Genomic DNA, 22,584 nt, shown 5'->3' with positions numbered 1-22,584 from the left:
CTCCAGTCGATCAAAAAATAGCGGTGGCCTGATCTCCACATCAGGCTCTCATCGAAGAAAAGCGCCCGTTGGGCTCACTCCAGCGGGCGCTCGACTCGCCCGCCGCGACCGGATCGGTGGCGGCGGGTCCACGCTCGCGCCAGACTGTCTCCAGATGTGTTCGAGTTAGCGCGTGGCCTTGGAGCCCCGCGAGTTGGACCCCCCTTCGATCCCGAATGCCATGGTCGCCACCGCCAACACCTCCAATGAGACTGCCGGCGCGCGCGCCGACGACCTCGTCCGTAACTACCTCGCGCAGATCGGCCAGGTCGCGCTGCTCACCCGCGAAGGCGAGCTCGAGTTTGCCCGCCGGCGCGAGCTCGCGCTGGTCGACGCCCGGGCTGCCGCCGCGCTGAGTGCCTCGAGCAGCGCCGCCCTCGACAAGGCGCTCGAGGAGCTGCCCGCCAGCGAGACCGAACATCGTCAACGCCAGGCCAGGGTCGCCCTCGCGCAGCGCGAGGCCTGCCGCGAGGCGCTCGCCTGTGGGCGCATCGACGCCGCCACGGCGCTCGCTCGGCTGCGCCCCTACATCCCCCACCTGCCGGCCAAGATTCAGCGCTGGGACGACATCGTCGGGGAGTTCGCCGCGACCTTGAGGGCCGCCCTCGAGCCGTCGACGAGCGAGGCCGAGGGCCGGCAATTCGCCGCGCGCCTGGGCCTGCCCCCCTCGACCTGGACCGTGCTCGAGGCCAGCCTCGACCGCAGCCTCCGCCAGGCCCGGCGCGCCTGCGGGGACCTGGTGGTCGCCAACTTGCGCCTCGTCGTCGCCGTGGCCCGCAAGTACTCGCGGGCCAGCTTGCCCATGCTCGACCTGATCCAGGAGGGCAACTTGGGGCTGATGCGCGCGGCCGAGAAGTTCGACCCCCAACGTGGGCTGCGCTTCTCGACCTACGCGATCTGGTGGATCCGCCAGTCGATCACCCGGAGCATCGCCGACCAGGGCCGCACCATCCGCCTGCCCGTGCACGTGGTCGAGACCCTGCACAAGCTCGCCCGCATGCGCAGCGAGGCCATCGCGGTCAACGGCCGCGACCCCGACGCCACCGAGCTCGCCGAGCGCCTCAACCTGTCCGTGCCGCGGGTCCGCTTCCTGCTCGAGATCGGCCCCGAGCCGATCCCGCTCGAGACCCCCGTGGGCGAGGACACCGAGATCGGCGACCTGCTCCAAGACGAGCGCAGCCCCGACCCCCTCGCGCGCATCGACGGCGACGACCTCGCCCGCGCGCTCCAGAGCGCCATGGGCCGGCTGACCGAACGCGAGACGCGGATCCTCGAGCTGCGCTTTGGCCTCGGCGAGCAAGAGGAAGAGCAGACCCTCGAGGCCGTCGGCCGGGCCTTCTCGCTGACCCGCGAGCGCGTGCGTCAGATCGAGGCCCGCGCCCTGGACAAGCTGCGCCGCAACAGCATCCGCGCGCAGCTCTCCGACTTCATCGGCTAACGCTCCACACGAGCGCTAGAGCGGCGATCGGTTTGAAGGCGCGCCGTCAGGTGCGTCTGGGCGGCTCCGTGGCGAGGAGCGAGGCCGAAGCTGTGGTGGACCCACTGCGAGCGCCGAGCGACAACGACCACGGGGCCGCCAAGATGTGCCTGGCGGTGCGAATTCAAACCGGTCGCCGCTCTAGCGGTAGCGATCCGTGGCCGCGACCAGGGCCGAGATGATCCCCGGCTCGAAGGCCGAGTGCCCCGCGTCGGGCACGATCTCGAGCTCGGCCTCCGGCAGCTGCTGGTGGAGCTGCCAGGCGTTGCGCACCGGGCAGATCACGTCGTAGCGCCCGTGCACGATGCTCGTGGGGATGTGCCGGATCTTGGCGCAGTCTTCGAGCAGCTGGCGGTCGTGGTCGAGGAAGCCGCCGTTGACGAAGTAGTGGCACTCGATCCGCGCGAAGGGCAGCGTGAAGCTCGGGTCCTGGCAGTGCGCCGCGACCTCGGGGTCCGGCATCAAGGTGGCCACGCGGCACTCGTAGAGGCTCCACGAGGTCGCGCAGCGCGCCCGCAGCTTGGGGTCGTCGCTGGTCAGCCGGCGATGGTAAGCGCGGATCAGATCCCCGCGCTCGGCCTCGGGGATCGGCGCCACGAAGTCGGCCCAGGCGTCGGGGAAGAGCGTCGCCGTGCCTCCGCCGTAAAACCAGTCCATCTCGGCCTGGGTGAAGGTGAAGATCCCGCGCAGGACCAGCTCGGTGACGCGCTGCGGGTGAGTCTGGGCGTAGGCCAGCGCCAAGGTGCTGCCCCACGAGCCGCCAAAGACCTGCCAGCGCTCGATGCCGAGGTGCTGACGCAGGCGCTCGATGTCCTCGACCAGGCTCCAGGTCGTGTTGTCCTCGAGGCTCGCGTGCGGGCGCGAGCGCCCGCAGCCGCGCTGATCGAAGAGCACGATGCGATAGCGAGAAGGATCGAAGAAGCGGCGGTGCTTGGGATCCGTGCCGCCGCCGGGGCCGCCATGGAGGAAGAGCACGGGCTTGCCCGCGGGGTTGCCCGACTGCTCCCAGTAGAGCTCGTGGATCGGCGAGACGCGGAGGTGGCCGCTCTCGTGAGAGGAGATCGCGGGATACAAGGAGCGCTGACCAGGCACGAGGGCGAGCTTGGCAGAGCAGGCCACGGAGATCCAGGCGCGCGCGGGCTCAGCCAGGCACGGGGACGCCCTTGAGCGCGCAAAAAGCCGCCACGCTGTCGGCGCGCAGCGCCGGGTTCGTGGCGAACTCCCACATCAAGGTGCTCGTCGGCGTCTTGCCGTAGTCGTGCCCCGGGTAGACGCGGGTCTGCTCGGGCAGCGAGCCGAGCTTGCGCTGGAGCGTGTCGACCATCGCCGCGGGATCCGAGCCCGGGTAGCCCACGCCGCCGCACGAGCCCACGAAGAGCACGTCGCCGGTGATCAGCGCCTCGCTCTCCGGGCCGTACCAACACACGCAGCCCGGCGTGTGCCCCGGCGCCCAGATCGCCCGCATGCGCCCGGCGCCAACGCTGACATCTTCGCCGTCGCTCACGGCCTCGACACGATCCGCGAAGCGTCGCGCGATCTCGACCTCGAGCGGGTGGCAGCGGACCACGGCACCGGTCGCGGCGTAGGCCTCGTCGAGGCCGGCGACGTGATCGTCGTGGGTGTGGGTCAGCAGGATCGTGTCCACGGTCCAGCCCTCGCGCGCGGCCACGGCGAGCAGGCGATCCACTTCGAATGCGGGATCGACCAGCGCCGCCCGTCCGGTCTCGGGACAGGCGATCACCTCACAAAAATTTTGAAGCAGCCCGACCTCGAGCTGATGGATCTCGAGCCGGCCCATGGCCGCAGCCTATCACCGGCCGTGCGCGCTTGCGGCGTCGATCGCAAACCCGTACAAGTCCGGGCTCGCGCCGATGGATCTCTCCTCTCTAAACCCTGCCCAGCGCGAAGCCGTGCTTCACACCGAGGGCCCCCTGCTCGTCCTCGCCGGCGCCGGCTCGGGCAAGACCCGCGTCATCACCCACCGCATCGCGCACCTGCTCGAGCAGGGTGTCGGCCCCGAGCAGATCGTCGCGCTCTCGTTCACCAACAAGGCCGCCGAGGAGATGCGCGAGCGCATCGCCAAGATGGTCGGCCAAAAGCGGGCCAAGGCCCTCCAGCTGGGCACCTTCCACAGCCTCGGCTCGTGGATGATGCGCGAGGATCCCAAGGGCTTCGACGTGCCCAAGCGCTTCCAGATCCTCGACCAGGGCGACGTGTTCGGGATCATCCGCGCGCTCCTGCGCGATCACGGCTACCACGGCCCGGCCAACAAGAAGCGCTTCGACATCAACGCGATCGTCCAGCGCATCAGCCTGTGGAAGAACGACTTCCTCGACACGCAGGCGGTCCGCAAGATCATCTCGTCAAACGACTACGACGAGATCGCCGCCGAGCTGTTCGAGCCCTACGAAGATCGCCTGCGCAGCCTCGCGGCCGTGGACTTCGACGACCTCGTGTGCCGCATCGCCTCGCGCCTGCAGGAGGACCCGGCGACCAAGCGGCGCTGGCAGCGACGCTTCCGCTACCTGCTCGTCGACGAGTACCAGGACACGAACACCGCCCAGTTCCAGATGCTGCTCGAGCTCCTCGGCGAGGAGCAGAACCTGTGCGTGGTCGGTGACGACGACCAGGCGATCTACGGCTGGCGCGGGGCCAAGGTCGCCAACATCCTCGGCTTCGACATGTACTTTCGCAACGCGAAGGTCGTGAAGCTCGAGGCCAACTACCGATCCAAGCCGCCGATCACGACCTGCGCCAACACGCTGATCGCCCACAACACCGCCCGCCACGACAAGCAGCTGATCCCCCAGCGCCGCGGCGACGAGCCGGTGCAGATCGTCGTCACCCCCGACGGGCCGATGGAGGCCAAGTGGGTGGCCGACAAGATCCTCACCCTGGTCAAGGAGCGCCAGGCCCCGCCCAGGGAGATCGCGGTGCTCTATCGCTCGAGCCGACAGGCGCGGATCGTCGAGCAGAACCTGCAAGAGCACGGGCTCCCCTACCGCGTGCTCGGTGGCCAGCCCTTCTACGACAAAAAAGAGGTCAAGGACGCCACCGCCTACCTCAAGCTGCTGGTCATGCCCAGCGACGAGATCGCGGTGCGCCGGGCCCTCGACACGCCCAACCGCGGGATCGGGCGCAAGACCGTGGAGCGCCTCGATCGCTGGGCCGAGCTCAACGGCCGCCGGCTGATCGACGCCGTCTACCACGCCGACGAGATCGAAGGGCTGAGCGGGCGCCCCCTCCACGCGCTCCAGCAGTTCGCCCAGCAGATCCGCCACGCCCAGGGCGAGGCCCACCACGGCTCCGTGGCCGATGCCCTGCGCGCGCTCCTGCGAGAGGTCCGCCTGCGCGACAACATGGTCAAGGAGGTCGGCTCCGGCGAGGCCGCCAAGAACCGCTGGAGCGGCGTCGAATTCCTGCTCGAGAGCGTGTCTCGCTACGAGCAGCGCGCCTGGGAGCAGCGCGGCAGCAAGCAAAACCCCGAGGGCAAGCCCAAGTGGCGCGACTACCTCGGCAACCTCGACCTCAAGAAGAAGGACGAGGGCGAGGGCGAGGACGCCGGCCAGGGCCAGATCACCCTCTCCACCTTCCACTCGGCCAAGGGCCTCGAGTGGGGCTGCGTGTTCATCCTCGGCGTCGAGGAGGGCACCATGCCGCACAAGCGCACCGACGCGCCGCGCCTGTCCGACGCGATCTCCGGCGACATCGAGGAGGAGCGGCGGCTGTTCTACGTGGGCATCACCCGGGCCCGCGACCGCCTGTGGCTGACCCGCGCCGCGACCCGCGTCGACCGTGGCCGCGAGCTCGAGATCCGCCCGAGCCGCTTCCTCGAGGAGCTGCCCGGGGACGACAGCGGCGTGATCGCCCACTACGACGTCCGCGAGCAGGAGAAGCTCTCGCAAGAGAGCATGGAGGAGATGGCCAGCGCGTTCATGAACCAGCTGCAGGCCTTCGCCCCCGCCGACGGGCCCGCGCGCTCGAGCTGACGCGCGCCAGGTCGCCCCCGGTCGCCCCCGGTCGCCCCCGGTCGCCTTCCGCGTGTCGGGCTTCCGCGTGTCGGGCTGCGCCTGCGCGCCACACTCGATGCCAAACAATTAAGTTGCGTACAATATTTTTGCAGGCCATTTAAAAGCTCGTGAGCCGCCCTCTCGAGCCGAGCCTCGCCCTCGACGACCAGCTGTGCTTCGCCCTCTACGCGGCCTCCCGCGCCATGACGGCGGCCTATCGCCCGCTCCTCGAGCCCCTCGGGCTGACCTATCCGCAGTACGTGGTGATGCTCGTGCTCTGGGAGCGAGACGGTTGCTCGGTGCGCAGCATCGGTGCGCGCCTGAGCCTCGACTCCGGCACGCTCACCCCCCTGCTCAAGCGCCTCGAGTCCAACGGCCTGGTCAGGCGCCAGCGCAGCAGCGCCGACGAGCGCGTGGTCGAGGTCTTCTTGACCACCGAGGGCAAGCGCCTGCGACGGCGCGCGAAGTCCATCCCTGGCTCGCTGATGTGCCGCTACGGCGGCGAGCCAGCGGACATCGCTGCCCTGCGCGAGGCCCTGGTCGCGCTCACCCAGAAGATTCGCGCGGCCGAGGGTCGGTGATCCGCCCGCGCCAGCGCCCAAGCTCATCCAATCATCCACCTCGTCCACCTCACGACTGGCCAGCTCGGCGAGCTTGCCATGGCTGGAGTACGCACCGTGATCCCCTCGACCATCAAGACCACCAAGATCCAAGACGTCTTTCGCATCCTCCTCGGGCTGATGATGGTGCTCCCCGGCATCGGCCACATGACCTTCCAACGCCTCGAATTCCAGGCCCAGGTCCCCGGCTGGATCCCCCTCGATCCCGATCTCGTCGTGATCCTCTCCGGGGTCGTGGAGGTCGGCCTGGGCGCGGCGATGCTCTTCGCGGGCAAGTGGAAGGTCTGGGTGGGTCTGACCCTGGCGACCTTCTACGTGCTGATCTTCCCCGGCAACATCCACCAATACACCCACCACATCGACGCCTTTGGCCTCGACTCGGACCGCGCGCGCTTGATCCGGCTGCTCTTTCAGCCGCTGCTGATCGCCTGGGCGCTGTGGTCCACGGGCGCCCTGCGTGCGCTGCGGGGACGAGGCGAGGTGCCGCAGCCCGCGGCCGAGTGAAGCCCGAGATTGACAGCCCCGCGCGCGCCTTCGAGAGTGCAGCGGTGACGATCCTCGACGCCATCGGCGAGACCCCGCTCGTCCCGCTGCGAGCCCTCGCCCGCGGCCTGCCGACGCCGGTGCTCGCCAAGTGCGAGCACCTCAACCCCGGCGGGAGCGTCAAGGATCGCATCGCCAAGGCGATCATCGACGACGCCGAGGCCCGCGGCCTGCTCCGCCCCGGCATGACGGTGATCGAGGCCACGGCCGGCAACACCGGGGTCGGCCTGGCCATGGTCGCGGCTGCCCGCGGCTACGGCCTAGTCTGCGTGATGCCCGAGAAGATGTCCGTGGACAAGCGGCGGACCCTCGCGGCCATGGGCGCGAAGCTCGTGATCACGCAAAACGCCCCACCGAGCAGCCCCGACAATTTTCAAAACGTCGCCCGCGCCCTCGCCGAGGCCCACGGCTACTTCCTGACCGATCAATTCCAAAACCCCGTCAACGTCGAGGTCCACGCCAAGACCACCGGCGCGGAGATCCTCCGCCAGACCGGCGGCCGCGTGGGCGCCTTCGTGGCCGGAGCCGGGACCGGGGGGACGATCAGCGGCGTGGCTCGGGCGCTGCGCCAGGCCTGCCCGGAGGTGAAGATCATCCTCGCCGACCCCATCGGCTCCTCCCTCGCCCACTGGATCGAGACCGGCGAGCTCGGGCCCGACGGAAGCTACGCCGTCGAGGGCATCGGCTCGAGCGCGGCGCCGGCCAACCTCCACCGCGAGCTGATCCACGCCGCCGAGTCGGTCTCGGACGCGCTGAGCGTCGCAACCACCCAGCGGCTGATCCGCGAGGAGGGCCTGCTCGTCGGCGGCTCGGCGGGGACCAACGTCGCGGCGGCGCTGCGCGTGGCGGCCCGGGGCGAGCTCGCCGGACCCGTGGTCACGGTGCTCCCCGACAGCTGGGATCGCTACTTCAGCACGGCGTGGCTGCGGGACATGAGCGCAGAAGCGACCCGCGCCGGGTCCAGCGCCGAGTAGAGTAGCCCGCGACGGCCCGAGACCCCCGCGTGCAGCGAAAATCGGCGTTCTGAAGGCTCGAAGCAGGCAAATTTTGCCATTTTGCAAATAGGTTGCATATTACTCCGCCGTGATCACGTCTCAAGCGCACCCCGATCTGACACCCGAGGACACCAGCCGACTGGAGGCCAAGCTCCAGGCGGAGCGGGCCACGATCCTCGCGCGCTCCCAGGCGCGATCCTCCGAGGCGCTCGCAGAGCAGCTCAAGCTGCCCGACGAGTTCGACCAGGCCAGCGTCCACTCCTCCCAGACCCTCGAGCTCAAGCTCGCTGGCAAGGACCGCAAGCTGCTCGTCCTCATCGACCACGCGCTCGGTAAAATTCGACGCGGCGAGTACGGGCTGTGCGAGGGGACCGACGAGCCGATCGAGCTTCGACGGCTCGAAGCCCGCCCGTGGGCGCGCTACAGCCTGGCCTACAAAGAGCAGCTCGAGCTCGAGCGCTCGATGCACGTCGACTGAGCGCCTCGATACTCGTGAGACCGCGCGAGCGAGAGCCCGCGTCAGGACTTGTCTTCGGGCTCGTCCTGACGCGCCTCGCGTTCCTCCTGACGCTCCTCCCGCGCCTCCTCGCGCTCCTCCTGACGCTCCTCGCGTTCTTCCTGACGCTCTTCCTGACGCTCTTCGCGTTCTTCCTGACGCTCCTCTCGACGCGCCTCGCGTTCCTCCTGACGCTCCTCCCGCGCCTCCTGGCGATCGTCTTGACGCGCCTCGCGGGCCGCTTCCTGCTCGCGCTTCTCGGCCTTCACCCGCTCGCGCGCGTCGCCGATCTTTAGCAGCTTTTCTTGCAGCCACGAGTTGTTCTCGTCGGTGGCCTGGAGCGAGAAGCCGCGCTCGTCGCCATAGCTACCCTCGACCTCGATGTTGTTGTTGGGTCCCAGGGCGAGCGGGTCCTCGACGACGCTCGAGCCGATCTCGATGCCCAGGGCGATCAGCGGACGCTTCAGGCCGTCCTCGAGCTCGCCTTTCATCTTCACCTTGCTGAAGTGCGGCTCGATCCACCCGCCAAAATCCCCGCCCTCACCGTCGAGGTGGACCCCCAGCGCGGCGTAGCCGTCGGTCACGCGCACGCCGACGTAGTTGGCGATCAGCGGCTCGATGGCCTCGAGGCGGAAGCCCTCGAGCTGCGCGTCGATCGAGAAGGCCCGCGGGGTCTCTCCGTTCTTGGCGAAGTCGCCCGAGAGCTCGACCTTGCCGCCCGACTCGACCTCGCCGCTCAGGGCGAAGGTCGCCGGGGTGGTGTCCTCGTCGGCGTCGTCGAGGTTGCCGAGCTCGCCCGAGAGCGAGACGAGCTCGAGGTCGAGGCCGGTGCGCTCGTCGACGTAGCGCGCGCGGCTGTCCTCGACGGTGATCTCGCGCGAGTCCCAAGACGAGAGCGCGCGGATGTCTTCGAGGGCCTGCTCGCTGATCAGCTGCTCGTGGCTGGGATCGTCGCTCCTGACGAAGTGCAGCGCGAGGCCGCGGATGACCAGCTCGGACTCGCTGGCCGAGCCGGCGATCATCGGGCCGAAGACGTCGATCTCGAGGCGCTCGGCGTAGATCAGATCGTCTTCGACGCCGCCCTGGTCGGGGTTGAGGTGCACGCCGGAGATCACCAGGTGGCGATCGAAGACCTCGAGCTGCGTGTCCTCGACCTCGGCGGTCATGCCTTCGACGCTCTCGAACTTGCGCTCGACCACGACCTGCGCGATGGCGTCGAGGAAGAGCGCGGCGACCCCGACGACGAGGACGAGAGCCAGCGCGAGTGCGCCGAGGATCCACAGGCCAACACGCTTGCGAGAGGACATGCCTCCAGTACAGAGCAAGCGCCGTACCAACGCGCCCTCGCCGGAGCTCCGGTCGGCGCCCGCGCCAGGCACGAGCTCTGGCCTCGAGGCGCCTTCGAAGTGAGCCGCATCGTCACGCCTGGAGCGAAAAGCGTGGCCGGATGACACCCCCGGCCCGGGCCCGCGAACGACTTGCTACGCTGACCTCTGCCCCTCCCCCTCGGTCCCTCGCCTCGAGCACCCATGCGCCCCTCCAAGCTCTCCCTGGTCCTGTCCTCGCTCGCGCTCCCCACCTGGCTGCTCGCCTGCGAGCCCACCGTGTTCGAAGACGACGACGCGGGGGACGAGAGCTCGAGCAGCGGTGGCGAAGACGAGGCCTCGACCAGCGCCGAGTCATCGAGCGCCGGCTCCGGGGATCCGGTCTATAACTGCGAGCCCGGCCGCGAAAGCCCCTGCCCCGACGGCCAAAAGTGCACAGCGCTGACCGCCGACGGCGAGCTCGTCTACGACTGCGTCAACGATGACGGCACGCTGCTGGCCTTCGACGCCTGCGAGCCCGACCCGAGCACCGGCCAGGACATGTGCCCCGCCGGCCACACCTGCATCGCGGCCGAGGAGGGCAGCGAGGGCCTGTGCCTCGAGCTGTGCGAGAACGACAACGACTGCGACGACGCCTCGCTGTGCACCACCGCACCCGAGCAGCTCGTGCCGACCTGCGCGGCGATCTGTGACCCCCTCAGCCCCCTGTGCCCCGGCCAGCAGGTCTGCCAGCGCGTGGCCCAGAGCGCCTTCGTCTGCCAGTACCCCGGCAGCGACGACCACGGAACCACCGCCGATCCTTGTGACGCCGCCACCGACCGCGGCTGCGCCCAGGGCTTCGTGTGCGAGACCGGCGAGATCATCCCCGGCTGCGGCGACCTGGCCTGCTGCACCTCGCTGTGCGATCTCGCCGGGACCGATCCCTGCGAGGCCCCGATGAGCTGCGGCGAGCTCCCCCTCGACCCCCTCCCCGGCCTCGAAGACATCGGCGCTTGCTATGTCCCGCAGTGAGCCCGCGATCGCGCCTGCGCCCGATCGAGCAGGCCGTGACGAGAATTTTGCGCGATACCACCCCTGAACGGCGTATCAACTGGATCCTCGCCACCACCTCCGCTAGTGTGCGCGGCAGAGGACTTGAAGGGCCCCAGGCTTGGAGCACCGGCCGCTGACTTCGTTGCTCGTCAGTCATTTGTGCCCGACAAACTCCCTCCTCGCGCCTCGTCAGCAACCGGCGGTCCGGCGCCTGAGACCCTTCAAGTCCTCTGCCGCGCACACTAGCTTTTTCAGTCGGAGGTCGAGCTTGGCGACATCATCTTTGTACGAGCGGATCGGTGGCCGCGATGCGATCACCGCGGCAGTTGGCATCTTCTATCAAAAGATCATGAATGATCCCCTGGTCGCGCCCTTCTTCGACGGCTACGAGATGCCGAGGCAGATCAAAAAACAGATCGCCTTCATGACCATGGCCTTCGGCGGACCGCACGGCTACACGGGCCGAGACCTTCGCACGGCCCACGCCCCCCTCGTCGCCCGCGGCCTCGGCGAGGTGCACTTCAACGCGATCGCCGGGCACCTCGACGCGACCCTGCACGAGCTCGGGGTCGCCCAGGCGCTGATCGACGAGGCCATGACCATCGTCGGCGGGACCAAGGCCGACGTCTTGAACCACTGAGCCGCGCTCAGCTCGAGCTCAGCTCGGTGCAGGCCGCGAGGATCGCCGCGGCCTCGTCCAGGGCGCGGCTCGCCGCATCGTCGCGGCGCAACCCGAGGCGCACCAACCCCTGGGGAGGCATCACCGGGATGGCCATCAAGGACGCGCAGCGCTCGGCCAGGCTCGGTCCGAGCGGGCCCGCCAGGCTCGGGTCCGAGCCCAGCATGCGCAGGTGGTCGACGTAGCTGCGGCCCCAGATGTCCTCACAGCGCGCGCGCGTCCACCCGCGCGTGCTCATCTCGACCAACGCCGCGTTTAGGGCCATGCCCGCAGCCCGCCGCGCGAGGGTGACCGCCGCCCGGCGCGAGCCGAGCTTGGTCCGGCCTTGCTCGAGATCGTTGCGCGCGGCGTCGAGCCACTCGCCCGCGCCGAGGCGCCAAAGCCAGTGTGTCTGATCGTCCGCCATCCCCTCGGCCCTGGGCCCGCCACTCACCCCGTGGTGGTGTCGGTGTCCGTGTCCGTGTCGGTCCCGGTGTCCGTGTCCGTGTCGGTCCCCGTCTCGGTGTCCGTGTCCGTCTCGGTGTCCGTATCCGTGCCCGTGTCGGTCCCGGTCTCCGTGTCGGTGTCGGTGTCGGTCCCGGTCTCCGTGTCGGTCCCGGTCTCCGTGTCGGTCCCGGTGTCCGTATCGGTGTCGGTCCCGGTCTCCGTGTCCGAGTCGGTGTCGTCGAAGCCCCCGCCGATGTCCCGCTTGCTGGGCATGTCGTCGTAGATCGGCATGTCCGAGAGGGCATCTTGGCCGGGGAGCGAGTCGTCGTCGACGCAGTAGCCGACTTCGAGATTAATCGCGCACTCGCCATCTTCGAGCACGTCGCGCTCGTCGATCACACAGACCAGGCCATCGCGGCAGTCCGAGGCGCAGCGGCAGACCTCACCCGTAGGGCTCTTGCAGCCGCCGGCGCCAGCGACCAGGGCGATCGCCCACACGGCCGCGGCGCGAGCCAGCCCCGGCGCCCGGCGAGCGCGCTCCTGCCCGGAGAACCGGAGAGAGAGTCCAGCGAGCACGGACCAGGGGCTGTTCGGCGGCTGCAGCGGGTGCATCAGGGGATCCTCATGTACTCGACCTTGAGGATCTCGAACTCGCGGTCCCCCTTGGGTAGGTGCACCGTGACGTCGTCGCCCTCCTCCTTGCCGAGGAGCGCGCGGGCGATGGGCGCGGAGATCGAGATCTTGCCGGCCTTGACGTCCGACTCGTCCTCTCCGACGAGGCGATAGACGACCTCTTCTTCGGTGTCGGCGTCGGCCAGGGTGACGGTCGCGCCAAAGGCGACGCGATCGGAGCTGGTCTCCTCGGGGTCGATGACCTGGGCGAGGGAGATGCGGCTCTCGAGGTAGGCCTGGCGGGCGGCGAGCTCGGCCTGACGCTCCTTGGCGGCGTGATACTCGGCGTTCTCGCGCAGGTCGCCGTGGCCGAGGGCTGTCTCGATGTCGGCGACGTTTTGAGGGCGCAGGTTCTCCTTGATGTTGCGCAGCTCGTCGCGGAGGGTCTGCAGCCCGCTCGGGGTAATCGGGACTCGTTGGGTCATCGTGTCACTCTTCGCTCGAACAACGCCGGGCGCCGGCGTCAGCACGCGCCGACCCCGGCGCTCCTAACCAGCGCCCCCTCGCGGTGAGCGTGTTCGGCCATGGTAGCTCAGGCCGGCTTGGGCCGGTAGGCGTCGCGGTCGGCGGGCTCCTGACCAGGCGTGTAGTGCGGACGCTGGTGGTACTCCTGGAGCGACACGGCCTCGAGCACGCTCCCGCCGAGGCGCGCAGACTCGATGGCGTGCGCGGTGGCCAGCGCGCCGGCGATGGTCGTGAAGTAAGGAATGCCCAGGCTCAGGGCCGTGCGGCGGATCGACAGCGAGTCCCGGGCGGACTGCTGGCCCTCGGTGGTGTTGATCACGAGGGCGACCTCGCCGTTGAGCATGCGGTCGACGACGTGCGGCCGGCCCTCGAGCACCTTGTTGACCTCAGCGCAGTCGATGGCCTCCTCACGCAGCACGCGCGCGGTCCCTCGCGTGGCGAGGATCGAGAAGCCCAGCCGACGCAGGTGCTTTGCCGCAGGAACCACCGCCAGCTTGTGCGGATCGGCGACGCTGATGAACACGGTCCCGCCCTGGGGCAAGAACACGTTGGCCGCGGCCATGCCCGAGTGAAAGGCCGCGCCGAAGTCCTTGGCGATGCCCATGACCTCGCCGGTGCTGCGCATCTCGGGTGAGAGCAGCACGTCGACGCCGGGGAACTTCATGAAGGGGAACACCGGGACCTTGACCGAGACGTGCTCGGGCACGCGCTCGCTGACCCCGAGCTCGGTCAGGCTCTTGCCCGCGCCGACCAGCGCGGCGATCTTGGCGAAGGCCACGCCCACGGCCTTGGACACGAAGGGCACGGTCCGCGAGCCGCGAGGGTTGACCTCGAGGATGTAGAGGCGCTCGCCCTTGAGGGCGTACTGCACGTTCATCAGGCCGACCACGCCGAGCTCGCGAGCGAGGGCCTCGGTGACCTCGCGGATCTGGTCGGTGATCGCCGTGCTGACGCTGACCGGCGGCATGCAGCAGGTCGAGTCGCCGGAGTGCACCCCGGCCTCCTCGACGTGCTCCATGATCCCCGCGATGACCACGTCCTTGCCGTCGGCCACGGCGTCGACGTCGAACTCGATCGCCTGGTGGAGGAACTCGTCGATCAGCACCGGGTGGTCCGGCGAGGCGCGCACGGCCAGCTGCATGTAGCTGTCGAGCTGCTCGTCCGAGTGGACGATCTCCATGGCTCGGCCCCCGAGCACATAGCTGGGGCGGACGAGCACCGGGAAGCCGATCTCGTGGGCGACCGAGAAGGCCTCTTCCTCCGAGCGGGCCACGCCCCAGCGCGGCGCGTGCAGGCCCAGGCGGTTGACCAGCTCGCCAAAGCGCCCGCGGTCCTCGGCGCGGTCGATGGAGTCGGCCGGGGTCCCGAGCAGCGGGTAGCCGGCGCGCTCGATGGCCGCAGCCAGCTTGAGCGGGGTCTGGCCGCCAAACTGCACGAGTACCCCGACGATCTCCCCGCTCGCGGCCTCGACATCCAGGATGTCGAGCACGTTCTCGCGGGTCAGCGGCTCGAAGTAGAGCCGGTCGCTGGTGTCGTAGTCCGTCGACACCGTCTCCGGGTTGCAGTTGACCATGATGGTCTCGTAGCCGGCGTCGCGCAGGGCGAAGGCCGCGTGGCAGCAGCAGTAGTCGAACTCGATGCCCTGGCCGATGCGGTTGGGCCCGCCGCCGAGGATGACCACCTTCTCGCGCCCGGACACCGCCGACTCGTCCTCCTCCTCGTAGCTCGAGTAGAGATAGGGCGTGTGCGCGGCGAACTCGGCCGCGCAGGTGTCGATGGTCTTGAACACCGGGCGGATCCCCGCCTGCAGCCGGCGCTCGCGGACCGCGTCCTCCGAGGTCCCGCGCAGCGCGGCCACGCGGCGATCCGAGAGCCCCGAGCGCTTGGCCTCGCGCAGCAGCTGCGAGCCGGGGACCTTGCCCCGCGGGCCCTTGGCGATGCGCTGCTCGAGGGCGATGATCGCCGCGATGTGATGCAGGAACCACGGGTCGATGCCGGTCCGCTGGTGGACCGTCTCGATCGTCATGCCCCGACGCATGGCCTCGCCGATCAGCCACAGCCGCTCGGGCGTGGGCCGGCTGATCAGCGCCTCGAGCTGGTCGAGGTCGAGGTCGCCGACGGTCGCGTCGAAGCCCCAGGTCTCGGTCTCCATGCTGCGCATGGCCTTGCCCAGGGACTCGCGCACGCTCCGGCCGATGGCCATGGCCTCGCCCACGGACTTCATCTGGATCGTCAGCGTGTCCTCGGCGCCCTTGAACTTCTCGAACGCGAAGCGCGGGATCTTGGTGACGATGTAGTCGATGCTCGGCTCGAAGCTCGCCGGGGTGACCTTGGTGATGTCGTTGTCGAGCTCGTCGAGGGTGTAGCCAACGGCCAGCTTGGCCGCGAACTTGGCGATCGGGAAGCCGGTCGCCTTCGAGGCCAGGGCCGAGGACCGGCTGACCCGCGGGTTCATCTCGATCACGATCATCCGCCCGCTGGCCGGGTCGATCGCAAACTGGATGTTGCAGCCGCCGGTGGTCACGCCGATCTCGGTGACCACGGCTCGGGCCGCGTTGCGCATGTGCTGATACTCCTTGTCGGTCAGCGTCAGCGCCGGAGCCAAGGTGATCGAGTCGCCGGTGTGCACCCCCATGGGGTCGAGGTTCTCGATCGCGCAGATCACGACGAAGTTATCCTTGCCGTCGCGCATGACCTCGAGCTCGTACTCCTTCCAGCCGAGCACCGACTCCTCGATCAGCGCCTCGCCGCGCAGCGACTCGGACAGGGCGTGGCTGGCCATGCGCTCGAATTCTTCGCGGTTGTAGGCGATCGCCGCCCCGGACCCGCCCATGGTGAAGCTCGGGCGGATGATCGCCGGGAAGCCGATCTGGTCGAGGGCCTCGCGGGCCTCGACGATCGAGTGCACGTAGAAGGAGCGCGGGACCTCGAGGCCGATGCTGACCATCGCCGCCTTGAAGCGGTCGCGGTCCTCGGCCTTCTCGATCACGTCGAGGGGCGCGCCGAGCAGCTCGACGCCGTGGTGCTCGAAGATCCCGCGGCGCCCGGCCTCGAGCGCCAGGTTGAGGGCCGTCTGGCCGCCGACCGTGGGCAGGACCGCGTCGGGCTTGGTCTTGCGCAGGACCTGATCGAGGTCCTCGGGCGTGAGCGGGCGGACGAAGGTCTCGTCGGCCAGCTCCGGATCGGTCATGATCGTCGCCGGGTTGGAGTTGATCAGCACGACCTCGTAGCCCTCCTCACGCAGGGCCTTGATCGCCTGAGTGCCCGAGTAGTCGAACTCGCAGGCCTGACCGATCACGATCGGGCCAGAGCCGAGGACGCAGATCCGCTTGATATCGTCGCGACGAGGCATGGCAGCTCGCCGCTACTTACCTTGGCGAACTGCGCCTCGCAAACCGGCGTTCAGCGCCGCTTGACTCGCGCGCCGTCGAAGCTGTGCTCGTCGTCGAGGTGCTTGCGAACCACCTCCGCGTGCGCGGACACGTCCCAGCCCAGATCCGCGAGGCCGTCGAGAATTCGCGCGCGCAGCCGCACCGAGTCCTCCTCGGCTTTGCCCAGCTGTGACATGAGGGCGTCGAGTGACTCGACCTCCGCGTTGTCGACGAGCGCCTCGACACAAAAGAAGCGCACGCTCTCGTCGGGATCCTCGAGGTAGCGAGAGAGGATCTCGCGGACGCGCGGATCGTCGATCTCCTTGAGGTGCGTGAGGGTCTGGAGCTTGGGCGAGGAGTCGCGCTCGTAGACCGGGGGGTGCGCCTCGAGCAGGGCGTCGAGGATCTCCCACTCCTCCTCCTCGCTGGCCACGTCCTCGACGATGCGCAGCGCCCAGGCTACGCCCTCGGCCTCGACCACGAAACGCTTGATCGGCCCGAGCATCGGCTTGCCGATGGCCGTGAGCCGGCGATAGAGCCAGCCCTTCTCCTCTTCGTCGTCGATCGTCTTGCTCGCGACCGTGGTGAAGCGCTTGAGCACGCCCACGTAGGCGTCGTCGGCCGAGCGCTCGAGCTCGAGGCGCTCCGGCGTGCCCTCGGGCAGCTTGAGGGCCTTGTCCCAGGTCTTCGCTGCGAGCCCGAGCAAGTCCTCCATGGCCCCGTAGCGGTCCGCCGACTGGGCATACTGGTTGGTCGCCCGCTTGGTCAGTCGCTCGGCCCGGGTCTTCCCGCGCCCGCTGCCGCCGCCAAAAAACATGTCCTTGAGTCCCATATGTCGCAATTCCTCGACCTAGCCGGTCGTCTCGGTCTCGCCGCCGGTCTCGCTGTCCGTCTCGGTCCCGCTGTCCGTCTCGGTCTCGGTCCCGCTGTCCGTCTCGGTCCCGCTGTCCGTCTCGGTGCCGGTCTCGCCGTCCGTTCCCGTCCCGGCGTCCTCGACACCCACGGCGCAGCCGCCATAGCTGGCTTCGACGTCGGATCCGATCGCGTGACAGCAGCCGTCGGCCTCGCAGGCGTAGCCATCCGGGCAGTCGTCGCGGCCCTGCGGCTCGCAGGAGAAGAGCACGTCGTCCCCCGGCGGTGAAAAACACGCGCCGACCAGGCCGAGCCCGAGCCCGAGCCCGATGCCGAGGCTCCACAGCGCCATCACACCAGCCCGCGCGAGGCGTCCCCGCGCGGGTCGTCCGGCGGTCGAGTGCTTGGCGCGCTGAAGGCTGCGCTGAGGGTCGAGTGGCGTCACCGCGGGTTCCAGAGGGCGAGGGATCAAAAACGAAGGCGCAGGCCACCCGGGCCAGGGTCGACGCGCACCGCCGCCCGCTCACCGGCTCGCCGGTGGCGGACGCCCTCGGCGATGAACAGGCCCAGGCCAGTCAGCACTACCACGCCACCTGCGATGATCAGACCGCGGGCAGCCCACTGATAGGCCTCGCCCTCGCGGAGGGTGCGCTCGTAGTCGTCGGCCACGTCGGCGTAGAGCGTGGTCGCGCCGGTGGTCAGGCTGAAGGAGTAGGCCATGCGATCCGCCGCGTCCTCGCGCGTCTCGGCGATGCCGGCGAACACGCCCCCGGCCGTGGCCAGGGTCACCCCCGCGAACACCGTCCACCAGCCGGCCGCCTGGAGCGGGGGCAGGCGGGCGGGCACGCCCTCGATGTCGTCGAGGCTCTCGCCCTCTAGATCGGACTGCGCCCGGGTCGCGTTGGGATCGTCGGGATCGACGATCGCCCCGGCCACGCCGCCACCGCTAGGTACATTGGACGGCTCGACCGCGTCGACCTCGACCGCCGCGCCCTCGCCAGCCTCCACTTCCACCTCGGGCTGCTCGGTCTCGCCCTCGGGCTCGGTCTTGGCCTCGCCCTCGGTCTCGGGGCCAGCTTCGGCACCAGCTTCGGGGGCTGCCGGATCGTCCGCCGGCGAGCCCGGCGCGAGCGCCTCGGTCTGAGCCTCGGCCGCGCCCCCCGGCGAAGGCGCAGCGAGGGCCGGGCTCGACGCGGCGACCAGAGCGATCGCCGTCACACAGGCGAGCGCCCGTGCGGGATCGAGTTCGAGCGCGGCCTTGCGGGGCATCCGGGCGGCAGGATAGCGGTCCGCCCGGCCTGGGCAAAGACCCCACCGCGATCGCCCCTGCTGTCGAAGCTGCGCACAAATGTTATGCACCGGCCACGTGCTCTCCGCGCTCGAAGCGATCCGCGCGCCTGTGACGGCCTGGACCCCGCGAGGTGCCTGGTCGGCCGCGGCCTTGGCCCTGGCGGCCTGCACCTCCTCCCTCCCCGGCGGCAGCTCGACGCGCTCGGCCTCCTACCCCCAGGCCTCGATCTACGAGCTCGAGCCCGAGTTCGCGGGTGAGTGGCGAGGCGACATCGGCGGCCTGCCCGGCGTGCTGACCATCGGCGAGCTCGACGAGCGCGCCTACTTTGGCTCCTTCGTGACCAAGGGTACCGAATACACGCTCCTGCTCGAGCACACCTACGTGACCTCCGAAGAGGGCAGCGAGGTCCCCAGCAACCGCACCACCTTCACCTGGCAAGACGGCCTCGGCAGCCGCGGCCACGGCTGGCTGCTGATCAACCGCGAAGACACGGCGCTGACCGGCTCCTTTGGCTACGGCGCGGCCACGGAGGGCCTCGGCGCGTGGAGCTTCGTGCGCGAGGACGGCTGACCCCCCAGTTTTGCGCGAGGGCTGGTGTGGCTGCTCGTAGCGGCAAAAGCCCCAGTCTGATAGGTAGAAAGGCGATGCCCACCAGCCGCCAATTTCTGCTCTCGTCCCGCCCCGAGGGCGAACTCTCCGACGACGACCTCGAGCTGCGCGAGGTCGAGCTGCCAGAGCTGGGCGAGGGAGAGATCCGCGCGCGCACGACCTGGATGTCCGTCGACCCGACCATCCGCATCTGGATGAGCGACATCCCCCAGTACATGCCGCCGATCGCCATCGGTGAGGTCGTGCGCAGCATCGGCGTGGCCGAGGTCGAGGCCTCGACGCACCCGGGCTTCGCCGTCGGCGACCAGGTCTCGACGATGATCGGCTGGCAGACCCGGATCCAGGGCAAGCCCGAGGCCCTCGGCTGCATGAAGCTGCCCGAGGGCACGGACCCCGGCATGTTCCTGGCCACCGTCGGCCCGACCTCGGGCATGACCGCCTACTTTGGCCTCTTCGACATCGGCGAGCCCAAGCCCGGCGAGACCGTGGTCGTCGACGCCGCCGCGGGCGCCGTGGGCAGCCTCGTCGGTCAGCTCGCCAAGCTCCACGGCTGCCGCGCGGTGGGCATCGCTGGCGGCCCCGAGAAGTGCGCCTACGTGACCGAGGAGCTCGGCTTCGACGCCTGCATCGACTACAAGAACGAGGACGTCGGCGCCGGCCTCGACCGCGCCTGCCCCGACGGCATCGACGTGTGCTTCGAGAACGTCGGCGGCCCGATCTTCGACGAGATCCTGCTGCGCATGAACAACTTCGGCCGCGTCTCGCTGTGCGGGATGGTGTCCGGCTACAACCGCGCCGGCGAGCAGCTCCCCGGCCCCTATCAATTCCCCATGGTGCTCATGCGCCGCCTCAAGGTGCAGGGCTTCATCATCCTCGACTACGCCGATCGCTACGCCGAGGCCGCCGCCAAGCTCGGCGCGTGGGTGGCTCAGGGCAAGCTCGAGTCGCGGCTCCACGTCCGCGAGGGCTTCGAGAGCCTGCCCGACGCCCTGCGCGAGCTCGTCGGGGGCAAGAGCGCCAAGATCGGCAAGATGGTCGTGCGCTTCTAGCCAACAAGAACTCCCATGACCCTCGAACTGATCCTCTTCGTCGTCCTCGCCGCCTCTGGCCTGACCATGGTCGGGCTGCACTACGCCTACGAGTCGCAGCTGACCGACGCCATCAAGATCTACCCCAAGCGAGCCAAGCGCTTCACCCTCGCCCGGCGGGCGCGCAACATCCTGCTCAACGGGCTCTACTCGGGCGGCGCCGCGGTCGGTGTCAGCTTGCTGCTGCGCGACTTCTTGTTCGACGAAGGTCCGAACGCCGCGCTCACCGTGGCCTGGCAGGCCGTGGCCGTGCTCGCGCTCTACGACCTGCTCTACTACTTCATGCACCGGTTCTTGTTCCACGAGTGGAAGTGGCTGCGCGACGTCCACCTCGTGCACCACAGCCACAAGTTCCCGACCGCCTTCGAGAGCCTCTACGCCAGCCCGATCGAGATGCTCGCCGGGGTCGTGCTGGTCATGGCCTGCGTGGCCATCGTCGGGCCGATCTCCTTGCCGGCCTTTGCGATCGTGTTCACCGTGTTCTCGATCTTCAACGTGGTGATCCACTCGGGCCTCGACTTCAAGCACCCGCTGCTGCGGCCCTTCGCCTACCTCAACCGCAAGCACGCCCGGCACCACGCGAGCATGAAGGCCGGCAACTTCGCCAGCATCTCGCCGCTGCCGGACATCTTGTTCGGCACGGCCGAGTAGCGCTCCCCGCTCCGAAGCGCCAAACGCAGCGCGGGCGCCCTGTTGTGGGGCGCCCGCGCTGCGTTTGGGCTCGGGAGCGGGGAGCCTCAGAGCGCGACGATGATCTTCACCCCGGGCTCGGCGAAGAGCAGCTTGCGGGTGCCCGCCTCGGTCTCGACGATCGCCAGGCCCGAGGCCTCGAGCTTGACCTCCGCCTCGCCGTCGTCGGGGACCTCGGCCTCGTGGACCTTCTTGGGCCCGGTGACCTTGATCTTGGTCCCGCTGCCCTCCTCGCGGGTCACGACCACGTAGCAGTCCTCGCCGCCGATCCACTCGGCCTCGTAGGGGTAAAAGGCCTTGATGCGCTGCTCGAGCGCGGCCATGCGCGTGGCGACCTGAGGCCCGCGCAGATAGTCGCGGGCGGCCGCGTCGGTGTAGAGGCTCTGGGCCAGGCGCAGGGCGGCGAGCGAGCGGCCGTAGGCGTTGATCCGCGCCTTGGGGTAGCTGAAGGGATCGTCGGCCCGGAAGGTCTCGACCCAGACCTTGCGCAGGCCCTCGAGGCGAACCTCGGCCTCGAGCTCGGCGCGGGCGAGGGCGGTCTCGAGCAGGTCGGGGGCCGCCCGCTCGGCGCGCTCGATGGCCTTGCGCGCCGCGGCGAACTGGCCGACCTCGATCATCTTGGCCGCGTAGGCGGTCTCGACCACGGCCCGGATGCGCCCGTAGGCGGGGTGGCTCTCCCAGTCGGCCAGCATCTTGCGGGCGTCGCCGCTGTTGCGCATCGAGGTTGCGATGATCAGCTGGAGGTTGAGGGTCTGGTTGGTGTCCTCGAGCACCAGGGCCTGCTTGGCGAACTCGATCGCCTCGCGGGTCTCGCCGGCGGCGATGTGCGCGGCCACGCGCTGCATGAACAAGCCCAGCAGGGTCTGGCGCAGGCTCTCGAGCTCCGCGCCCGAGAGCTGCTTCTCGGCGTCGGCGAAGGTCGCCAGCCCGCGCTGGGTGCCCTCGTCGTAGGCCCGCATGTAGATCTGCAGCGAGGCCGCGTACATCCGCAAGTTGAGCAGGTCGATCAGCTTTTGATGCTCGTCGACGCGGGCGCGGGGATCTTGGAGGGCCAAGATCGAGTTGAGCGCGCCGTGCTCTCCGCGGGTCGCCGCGTGGTAGAGCACCTCCTGGCGCTTGTCCCACCAGACCTGCTGGACGCCGATCTGGTCGATCGGCATCAGGCGCAGCGCCTGATCCAGGAAGGCCACGGCGTCGGCGGCCTCGCCGTAGCTGCCCTGGATGTAGGCCTCGAGCTTGGCGAGCACCGTGAGCGGGTCGCGCTGCATGGCCAGGGCCTGGTCGTAGTCGGACAGGGCGTCGGCGTAGTCGCCGTTGCGGATGCCCGCGTGGCCGCGCTCGATGTAGATCACCGCGACCAGGCTCTTGCAGCCGCGGCAGTCCTTGTTCTCCATCAGCACGTCGATCGCCTCGGTGTAGCGCTCGACCTTCATCAGCGCGCGGGCGTAGGCGATCCGCGGCTCGTCGAGGTTGGGGCTGAGCGAGAGCGCCTCGCGGTAGATCGGCAGCGCCGTGTCGGGGTCGCTCTCCATCATCTTGGAGGCGCGACCGAGCAGCAGCGAGACCAGGGCGCGCCGGGCATCTTCGGCGTCCGTGCCCTTCTTGCTGCGCATGACCTCGCGGTAGAGCTCCTCCGCGCGGGCCTCGTCGCCAGCGTCCTCGGCGAGCGCGGCCTCCTCCATCTTGGTCTTCGCGTCCGTGAAGTAGGCGCAGCCACCGGCGAGCACCACCGACAAACCAAGCGCCAACCTCCGCGCGCGCCGCTGCGCGCCTTCGCCCTTGGGGGCAACCGTCTTCGTGGACATGGGCCCGCTTATATCCCTCTACATTTTGTATTTCAAATCACTCATTTCTCACCGTTCGGCGGGTGGGCTCGGCGTATTTTCGAGCGCCCTGCCCCCTCC

Annotated in this window: 22 protein-coding genes; 11 read left to right on the top strand and 11 right to left on the bottom strand. The window is 69.4% G+C overall.

The features are described 5' to 3' along the window. Nucleotides 1–220 precede the first annotated feature (220 nt). The gene (locus G6O69_RS19030) at nt 221–1,477 is read left to right on the top strand and encodes an RNA polymerase sigma factor RpoD/SigA (protein ID WP_172304932.1); all 1,257 of its coding nucleotides are present in this window, start codon (nt 221–223) and stop codon (nt 1,475–1,477) included. Nucleotides 1,478–1,657: 180 nt separating this feature from the next. Here G6O69_RS19030 and pip read toward each other — a convergent pair whose 3' ends face one another. Continuing rightward, the gene (gene pip / locus G6O69_RS19025) at nt 1,658–2,635 is read right to left on the bottom strand and encodes a prolyl aminopeptidase (protein ID WP_346017063.1); all 978 of its coding nucleotides are present in this window, start codon (nt 2,633–2,635) and stop codon (nt 1,658–1,660) included. Between the two features lie 22 nt (nt 2,636–2,657). Then, nucleotides 2,658–3,314 carry an MBL fold metallo-hydrolase gene (locus G6O69_RS19020; RefSeq protein ID WP_172304931.1) on the bottom strand — a complete coding sequence of 219 codons (657 nt, stop codon included), beginning with the start codon at nt 3,312–3,314 and terminating at the stop codon, nt 2,658–2,660. Between G6O69_RS19020 and G6O69_RS19015 the strand changes: the two genes are divergently transcribed. From G6O69_RS19015 to G6O69_RS42245, 5 genes are all read left to right on the top strand, one after another. Further along, the gene (locus G6O69_RS19015) at nt 3,313–5,505 is read left to right on the top strand and encodes a UvrD-helicase domain-containing protein (RefSeq protein WP_176396954.1); all 2,193 of its coding nucleotides are present in this window, start codon (nt 3,313–3,315) and stop codon (nt 5,503–5,505) included. The genes G6O69_RS19020 and G6O69_RS19015 overlap by 2 nt on opposite strands. Before the next feature lie 224 nt (nt 5,506–5,729). Beyond that, entirely contained in the window at nt 5,730–6,107 is a 378-nt protein-coding gene (locus tag G6O69_RS19010; protein ID WP_172308267.1) for a MarR family transcriptional regulator, read from the top strand. 78 nt (nt 6,108–6,185) lie between these two features. After that, the gene (locus tag G6O69_RS19005; RefSeq protein WP_172304929.1) at nt 6,186–6,650 is read left to right on the top strand and encodes a DoxX family membrane protein; all 465 of its coding nucleotides are present in this window, start codon (nt 6,186–6,188) and stop codon (nt 6,648–6,650) included. Next, nucleotides 6,647–7,663, top strand: a complete 1,017-nt coding sequence (locus tag G6O69_RS19000; RefSeq protein ID WP_176396953.1) for a cysteine synthase family protein — start codon at nt 6,647–6,649, stop codon at nt 7,661–7,663. The genes G6O69_RS19005 and G6O69_RS19000 overlap by 4 nt, the downstream gene beginning before the upstream one ends. A 109-nt stretch (nt 7,664–7,772) precedes the next feature. Then, nucleotides 7,773–8,162, top strand: a complete 390-nt coding sequence (locus G6O69_RS42245) for a TraR/DksA family transcriptional regulator (RefSeq protein WP_172304927.1) — start codon at nt 7,773–7,775, stop codon at nt 8,160–8,162. Nucleotides 8,163–8,203: 41 nt separating this feature from the next. Here the strand turns inward: G6O69_RS42245 and G6O69_RS18990 are convergent, their stop codons facing one another. Next, nucleotides 8,204–9,487 carry a DUF748 domain-containing protein gene (locus tag G6O69_RS18990; protein ID WP_172304926.1) on the bottom strand — a complete coding sequence of 428 codons (1,284 nt, stop codon included), beginning with the start codon at nt 9,485–9,487 and terminating at the stop codon, nt 8,204–8,206. A 222-nt stretch (nt 9,488–9,709) separates the two neighbouring features. On the opposite strand from G6O69_RS18990, the gene G6O69_RS18985 reads away from it, so the two are divergent. Next, a complete protein-coding gene (locus G6O69_RS18985; RefSeq protein ID WP_172304925.1) occupies nt 9,710–10,516 on the top strand; it encodes a hypothetical protein in 807 nt (268 codons plus the stop codon). A 289-nt stretch (nt 10,517–10,805) separates the two neighbouring features. Continuing rightward, a complete protein-coding gene (locus tag G6O69_RS18980; RefSeq protein ID WP_172304924.1) occupies nt 10,806–11,177 on the top strand; it encodes a group 1 truncated hemoglobin in 372 nt (123 codons plus the stop codon). Nucleotides 11,178–11,184: 7 nt separating this feature from the next. Here G6O69_RS18980 and G6O69_RS18975 read toward each other — a convergent pair whose 3' ends face one another. The 7 genes from G6O69_RS18975 to G6O69_RS18945 form a co-directional block, all read right to left on the bottom strand. Further along, nucleotides 11,185–11,622 carry a hypothetical protein gene (locus tag G6O69_RS18975; RefSeq protein WP_172304923.1) on the bottom strand — a complete coding sequence of 146 codons (438 nt, stop codon included), beginning with the start codon at nt 11,620–11,622 and terminating at the stop codon, nt 11,185–11,187. 23 nt (nt 11,623–11,645) lie between these two features. Continuing rightward, nucleotides 11,646–12,254 (bottom strand): hypothetical protein, encoded by a 609-nt coding sequence (locus G6O69_RS18970; RefSeq protein WP_176396952.1) that lies wholly within the window; start codon nt 12,252–12,254, stop codon nt 11,646–11,648. Continuing rightward, complete coding sequence (gene greA / locus G6O69_RS18965; RefSeq protein WP_172304921.1) at nt 12,254–12,739, bottom strand: transcription elongation factor GreA; 486 nt, start codon at nt 12,737–12,739, stop codon at nt 12,254–12,256. Before greA ends, G6O69_RS18970 begins: the two co-directional genes overlap by 1 nt. 107 nt (nt 12,740–12,846) lie before the next feature. After that, entirely contained in the window at nt 12,847–16,131 is a 3,285-nt protein-coding gene (carB, locus tag G6O69_RS18960; protein ID WP_172304919.1) for a carbamoyl-phosphate synthase large subunit, read from the bottom strand. 50 nt (nt 16,132–16,181) lie between these two features. Then, a complete protein-coding gene (locus G6O69_RS18955) occupies nt 16,182–16,982 on the bottom strand; it encodes a HEAT repeat domain-containing protein (RefSeq protein ID WP_172304917.1) in 801 nt (266 codons plus the stop codon). 18 nt (nt 16,983–17,000) lie between these two features. After that, complete coding sequence (locus tag G6O69_RS18950) at nt 17,001–17,447, bottom strand: hypothetical protein (RefSeq protein ID WP_176396951.1); 447 nt, start codon at nt 17,445–17,447, stop codon at nt 17,001–17,003. A 23-nt stretch (nt 17,448–17,470) separates the two neighbouring features. Beyond that, nucleotides 17,471–18,271, bottom strand: coding sequence for a hypothetical protein (locus G6O69_RS18945; protein WP_172304915.1), 801 nt, complete (start codon nt 18,269–18,271; stop codon nt 17,471–17,473). Between the two features lie 79 nt (nt 18,272–18,350). Here G6O69_RS18945 and G6O69_RS18940 point away from each other — a divergent pair, with 79 nt between their 5' ends. The 3 genes from G6O69_RS18940 (at nt 18,351) to G6O69_RS18930 (ending at nt 20,641) form a co-directional block, all read left to right on the top strand. Next, nucleotides 18,351–18,863 carry a hypothetical protein gene (locus G6O69_RS18940; protein WP_176396950.1) on the top strand — a complete coding sequence of 171 codons (513 nt, stop codon included), beginning with the start codon at nt 18,351–18,353 and terminating at the stop codon, nt 18,861–18,863. A gap of 74 nt (nt 18,864–18,937) precedes the next feature. Continuing rightward, nucleotides 18,938–19,951, top strand: a complete 1,014-nt coding sequence (locus tag G6O69_RS18935) for an NADP-dependent oxidoreductase (RefSeq protein ID WP_172304912.1) — start codon at nt 18,938–18,940, stop codon at nt 19,949–19,951. Nucleotides 19,952–19,966: 15 nt separating this feature from the next. After that, nucleotides 19,967–20,641, top strand: a complete 675-nt coding sequence (locus G6O69_RS18930) for a sterol desaturase family protein (RefSeq protein ID WP_172304911.1) — start codon at nt 19,967–19,969, stop codon at nt 20,639–20,641. Nucleotides 20,642–20,727: 86 nt separating this feature from the next. On the opposite strand, the gene G6O69_RS18925 is transcribed toward G6O69_RS18930, so the two are convergent. Continuing rightward, on the bottom strand, nt 20,728–22,485 hold the full coding sequence (locus tag G6O69_RS18925; protein WP_172304909.1) for a tetratricopeptide repeat protein: 1,758 nt from the start codon (nt 22,483–22,485) through the stop codon (nt 20,728–20,730). Nucleotides 22,486–22,584 lie beyond the last annotated feature (99 nt).

This window comes from Pseudenhygromyxa sp. WMMC2535 (genome assembly GCF_011083025.2).
This window is presented reverse-complemented; position numbering and strand designations above follow the sequence as displayed.

Bases quoted from the DNA above. Each gene is read 5' to 3' on its own strand.
- G6O69_RS19030 (WP_172304932.1), top strand. From the start codon at position 221: ATGGTCGCCACCGCCAACACCTCCAATGAGACTGCCGGCGCGCGCGCC.
- G6O69_RS19015 (WP_176396954.1), top strand. From the start codon at position 3,313: ATGGCCGCAGCCTATCACCGGCCGTGCGCGCTTGCGGCGTCGATCGCA.
- G6O69_RS19020 (WP_172304931.1), bottom strand. From the start codon at position 3,314: ATGGGCCGGCTCGAGATCCATCAGCTCGAGGTCGGGCTGCTTCAAAAT.
- G6O69_RS19010 (WP_172308267.1), top strand. From the start codon at position 5,730: ATGACGGCGGCCTATCGCCCGCTCCTCGAGCCCCTCGGGCTGACCTAT.
- G6O69_RS19005 (WP_172304929.1), top strand. From the start codon at position 6,186: ATGGCTGGAGTACGCACCGTGATCCCCTCGACCATCAAGACCACCAAG.
- G6O69_RS18990 (WP_172304926.1), bottom strand. From the start codon at position 9,487: ATGTCCTCTCGCAAGCGTGTTGGCCTGTGGATCCTCGGCGCACTCGCG.
- G6O69_RS18985 (WP_172304925.1), top strand. From the start codon at position 9,710: ATGCGCCCCTCCAAGCTCTCCCTGGTCCTGTCCTCGCTCGCGCTCCCC.
- G6O69_RS18975 (WP_172304923.1), bottom strand. From the start codon at position 11,622: ATGGCGGACGATCAGACACACTGGCTTTGGCGCCTCGGCGCGGGCGAG.
- G6O69_RS18970 (WP_176396952.1), bottom strand. From the start codon at position 12,254: ATGCACCCGCTGCAGCCGCCGAACAGCCCCTGGTCCGTGCTCGCTGGA.
- greA (WP_172304921.1), bottom strand. From the start codon at position 12,739: ATGACCCAACGAGTCCCGATTACCCCGAGCGGGCTGCAGACCCTCCGC.
- carB (WP_172304919.1), bottom strand. From the start codon at position 16,131: ATGCCTCGTCGCGACGATATCAAGCGGATCTGCGTCCTCGGCTCTGGC.
- G6O69_RS18955 (WP_172304917.1), bottom strand. From the start codon at position 16,982: ATGGGACTCAAGGACATGTTTTTTGGCGGCGGCAGCGGGCGCGGGAAG.
- G6O69_RS18945 (WP_172304915.1), bottom strand. From the start codon at position 18,271: ATGCCCCGCAAGGCCGCGCTCGAACTCGATCCCGCACGGGCGCTCGCC.
- G6O69_RS18940 (WP_176396950.1), top strand. From the start codon at position 18,351: ATGTTATGCACCGGCCACGTGCTCTCCGCGCTCGAAGCGATCCGCGCG.
- G6O69_RS18935 (WP_172304912.1), top strand. From the start codon at position 18,938: ATGCCCACCAGCCGCCAATTTCTGCTCTCGTCCCGCCCCGAGGGCGAA.
- G6O69_RS18930 (WP_172304911.1), top strand. From the start codon at position 19,967: ATGACCCTCGAACTGATCCTCTTCGTCGTCCTCGCCGCCTCTGGCCTG.
- G6O69_RS18925 (WP_172304909.1), bottom strand. From the start codon at position 22,485: ATGTCCACGAAGACGGTTGCCCCCAAGGGCGAAGGCGCGCAGCGGCGC.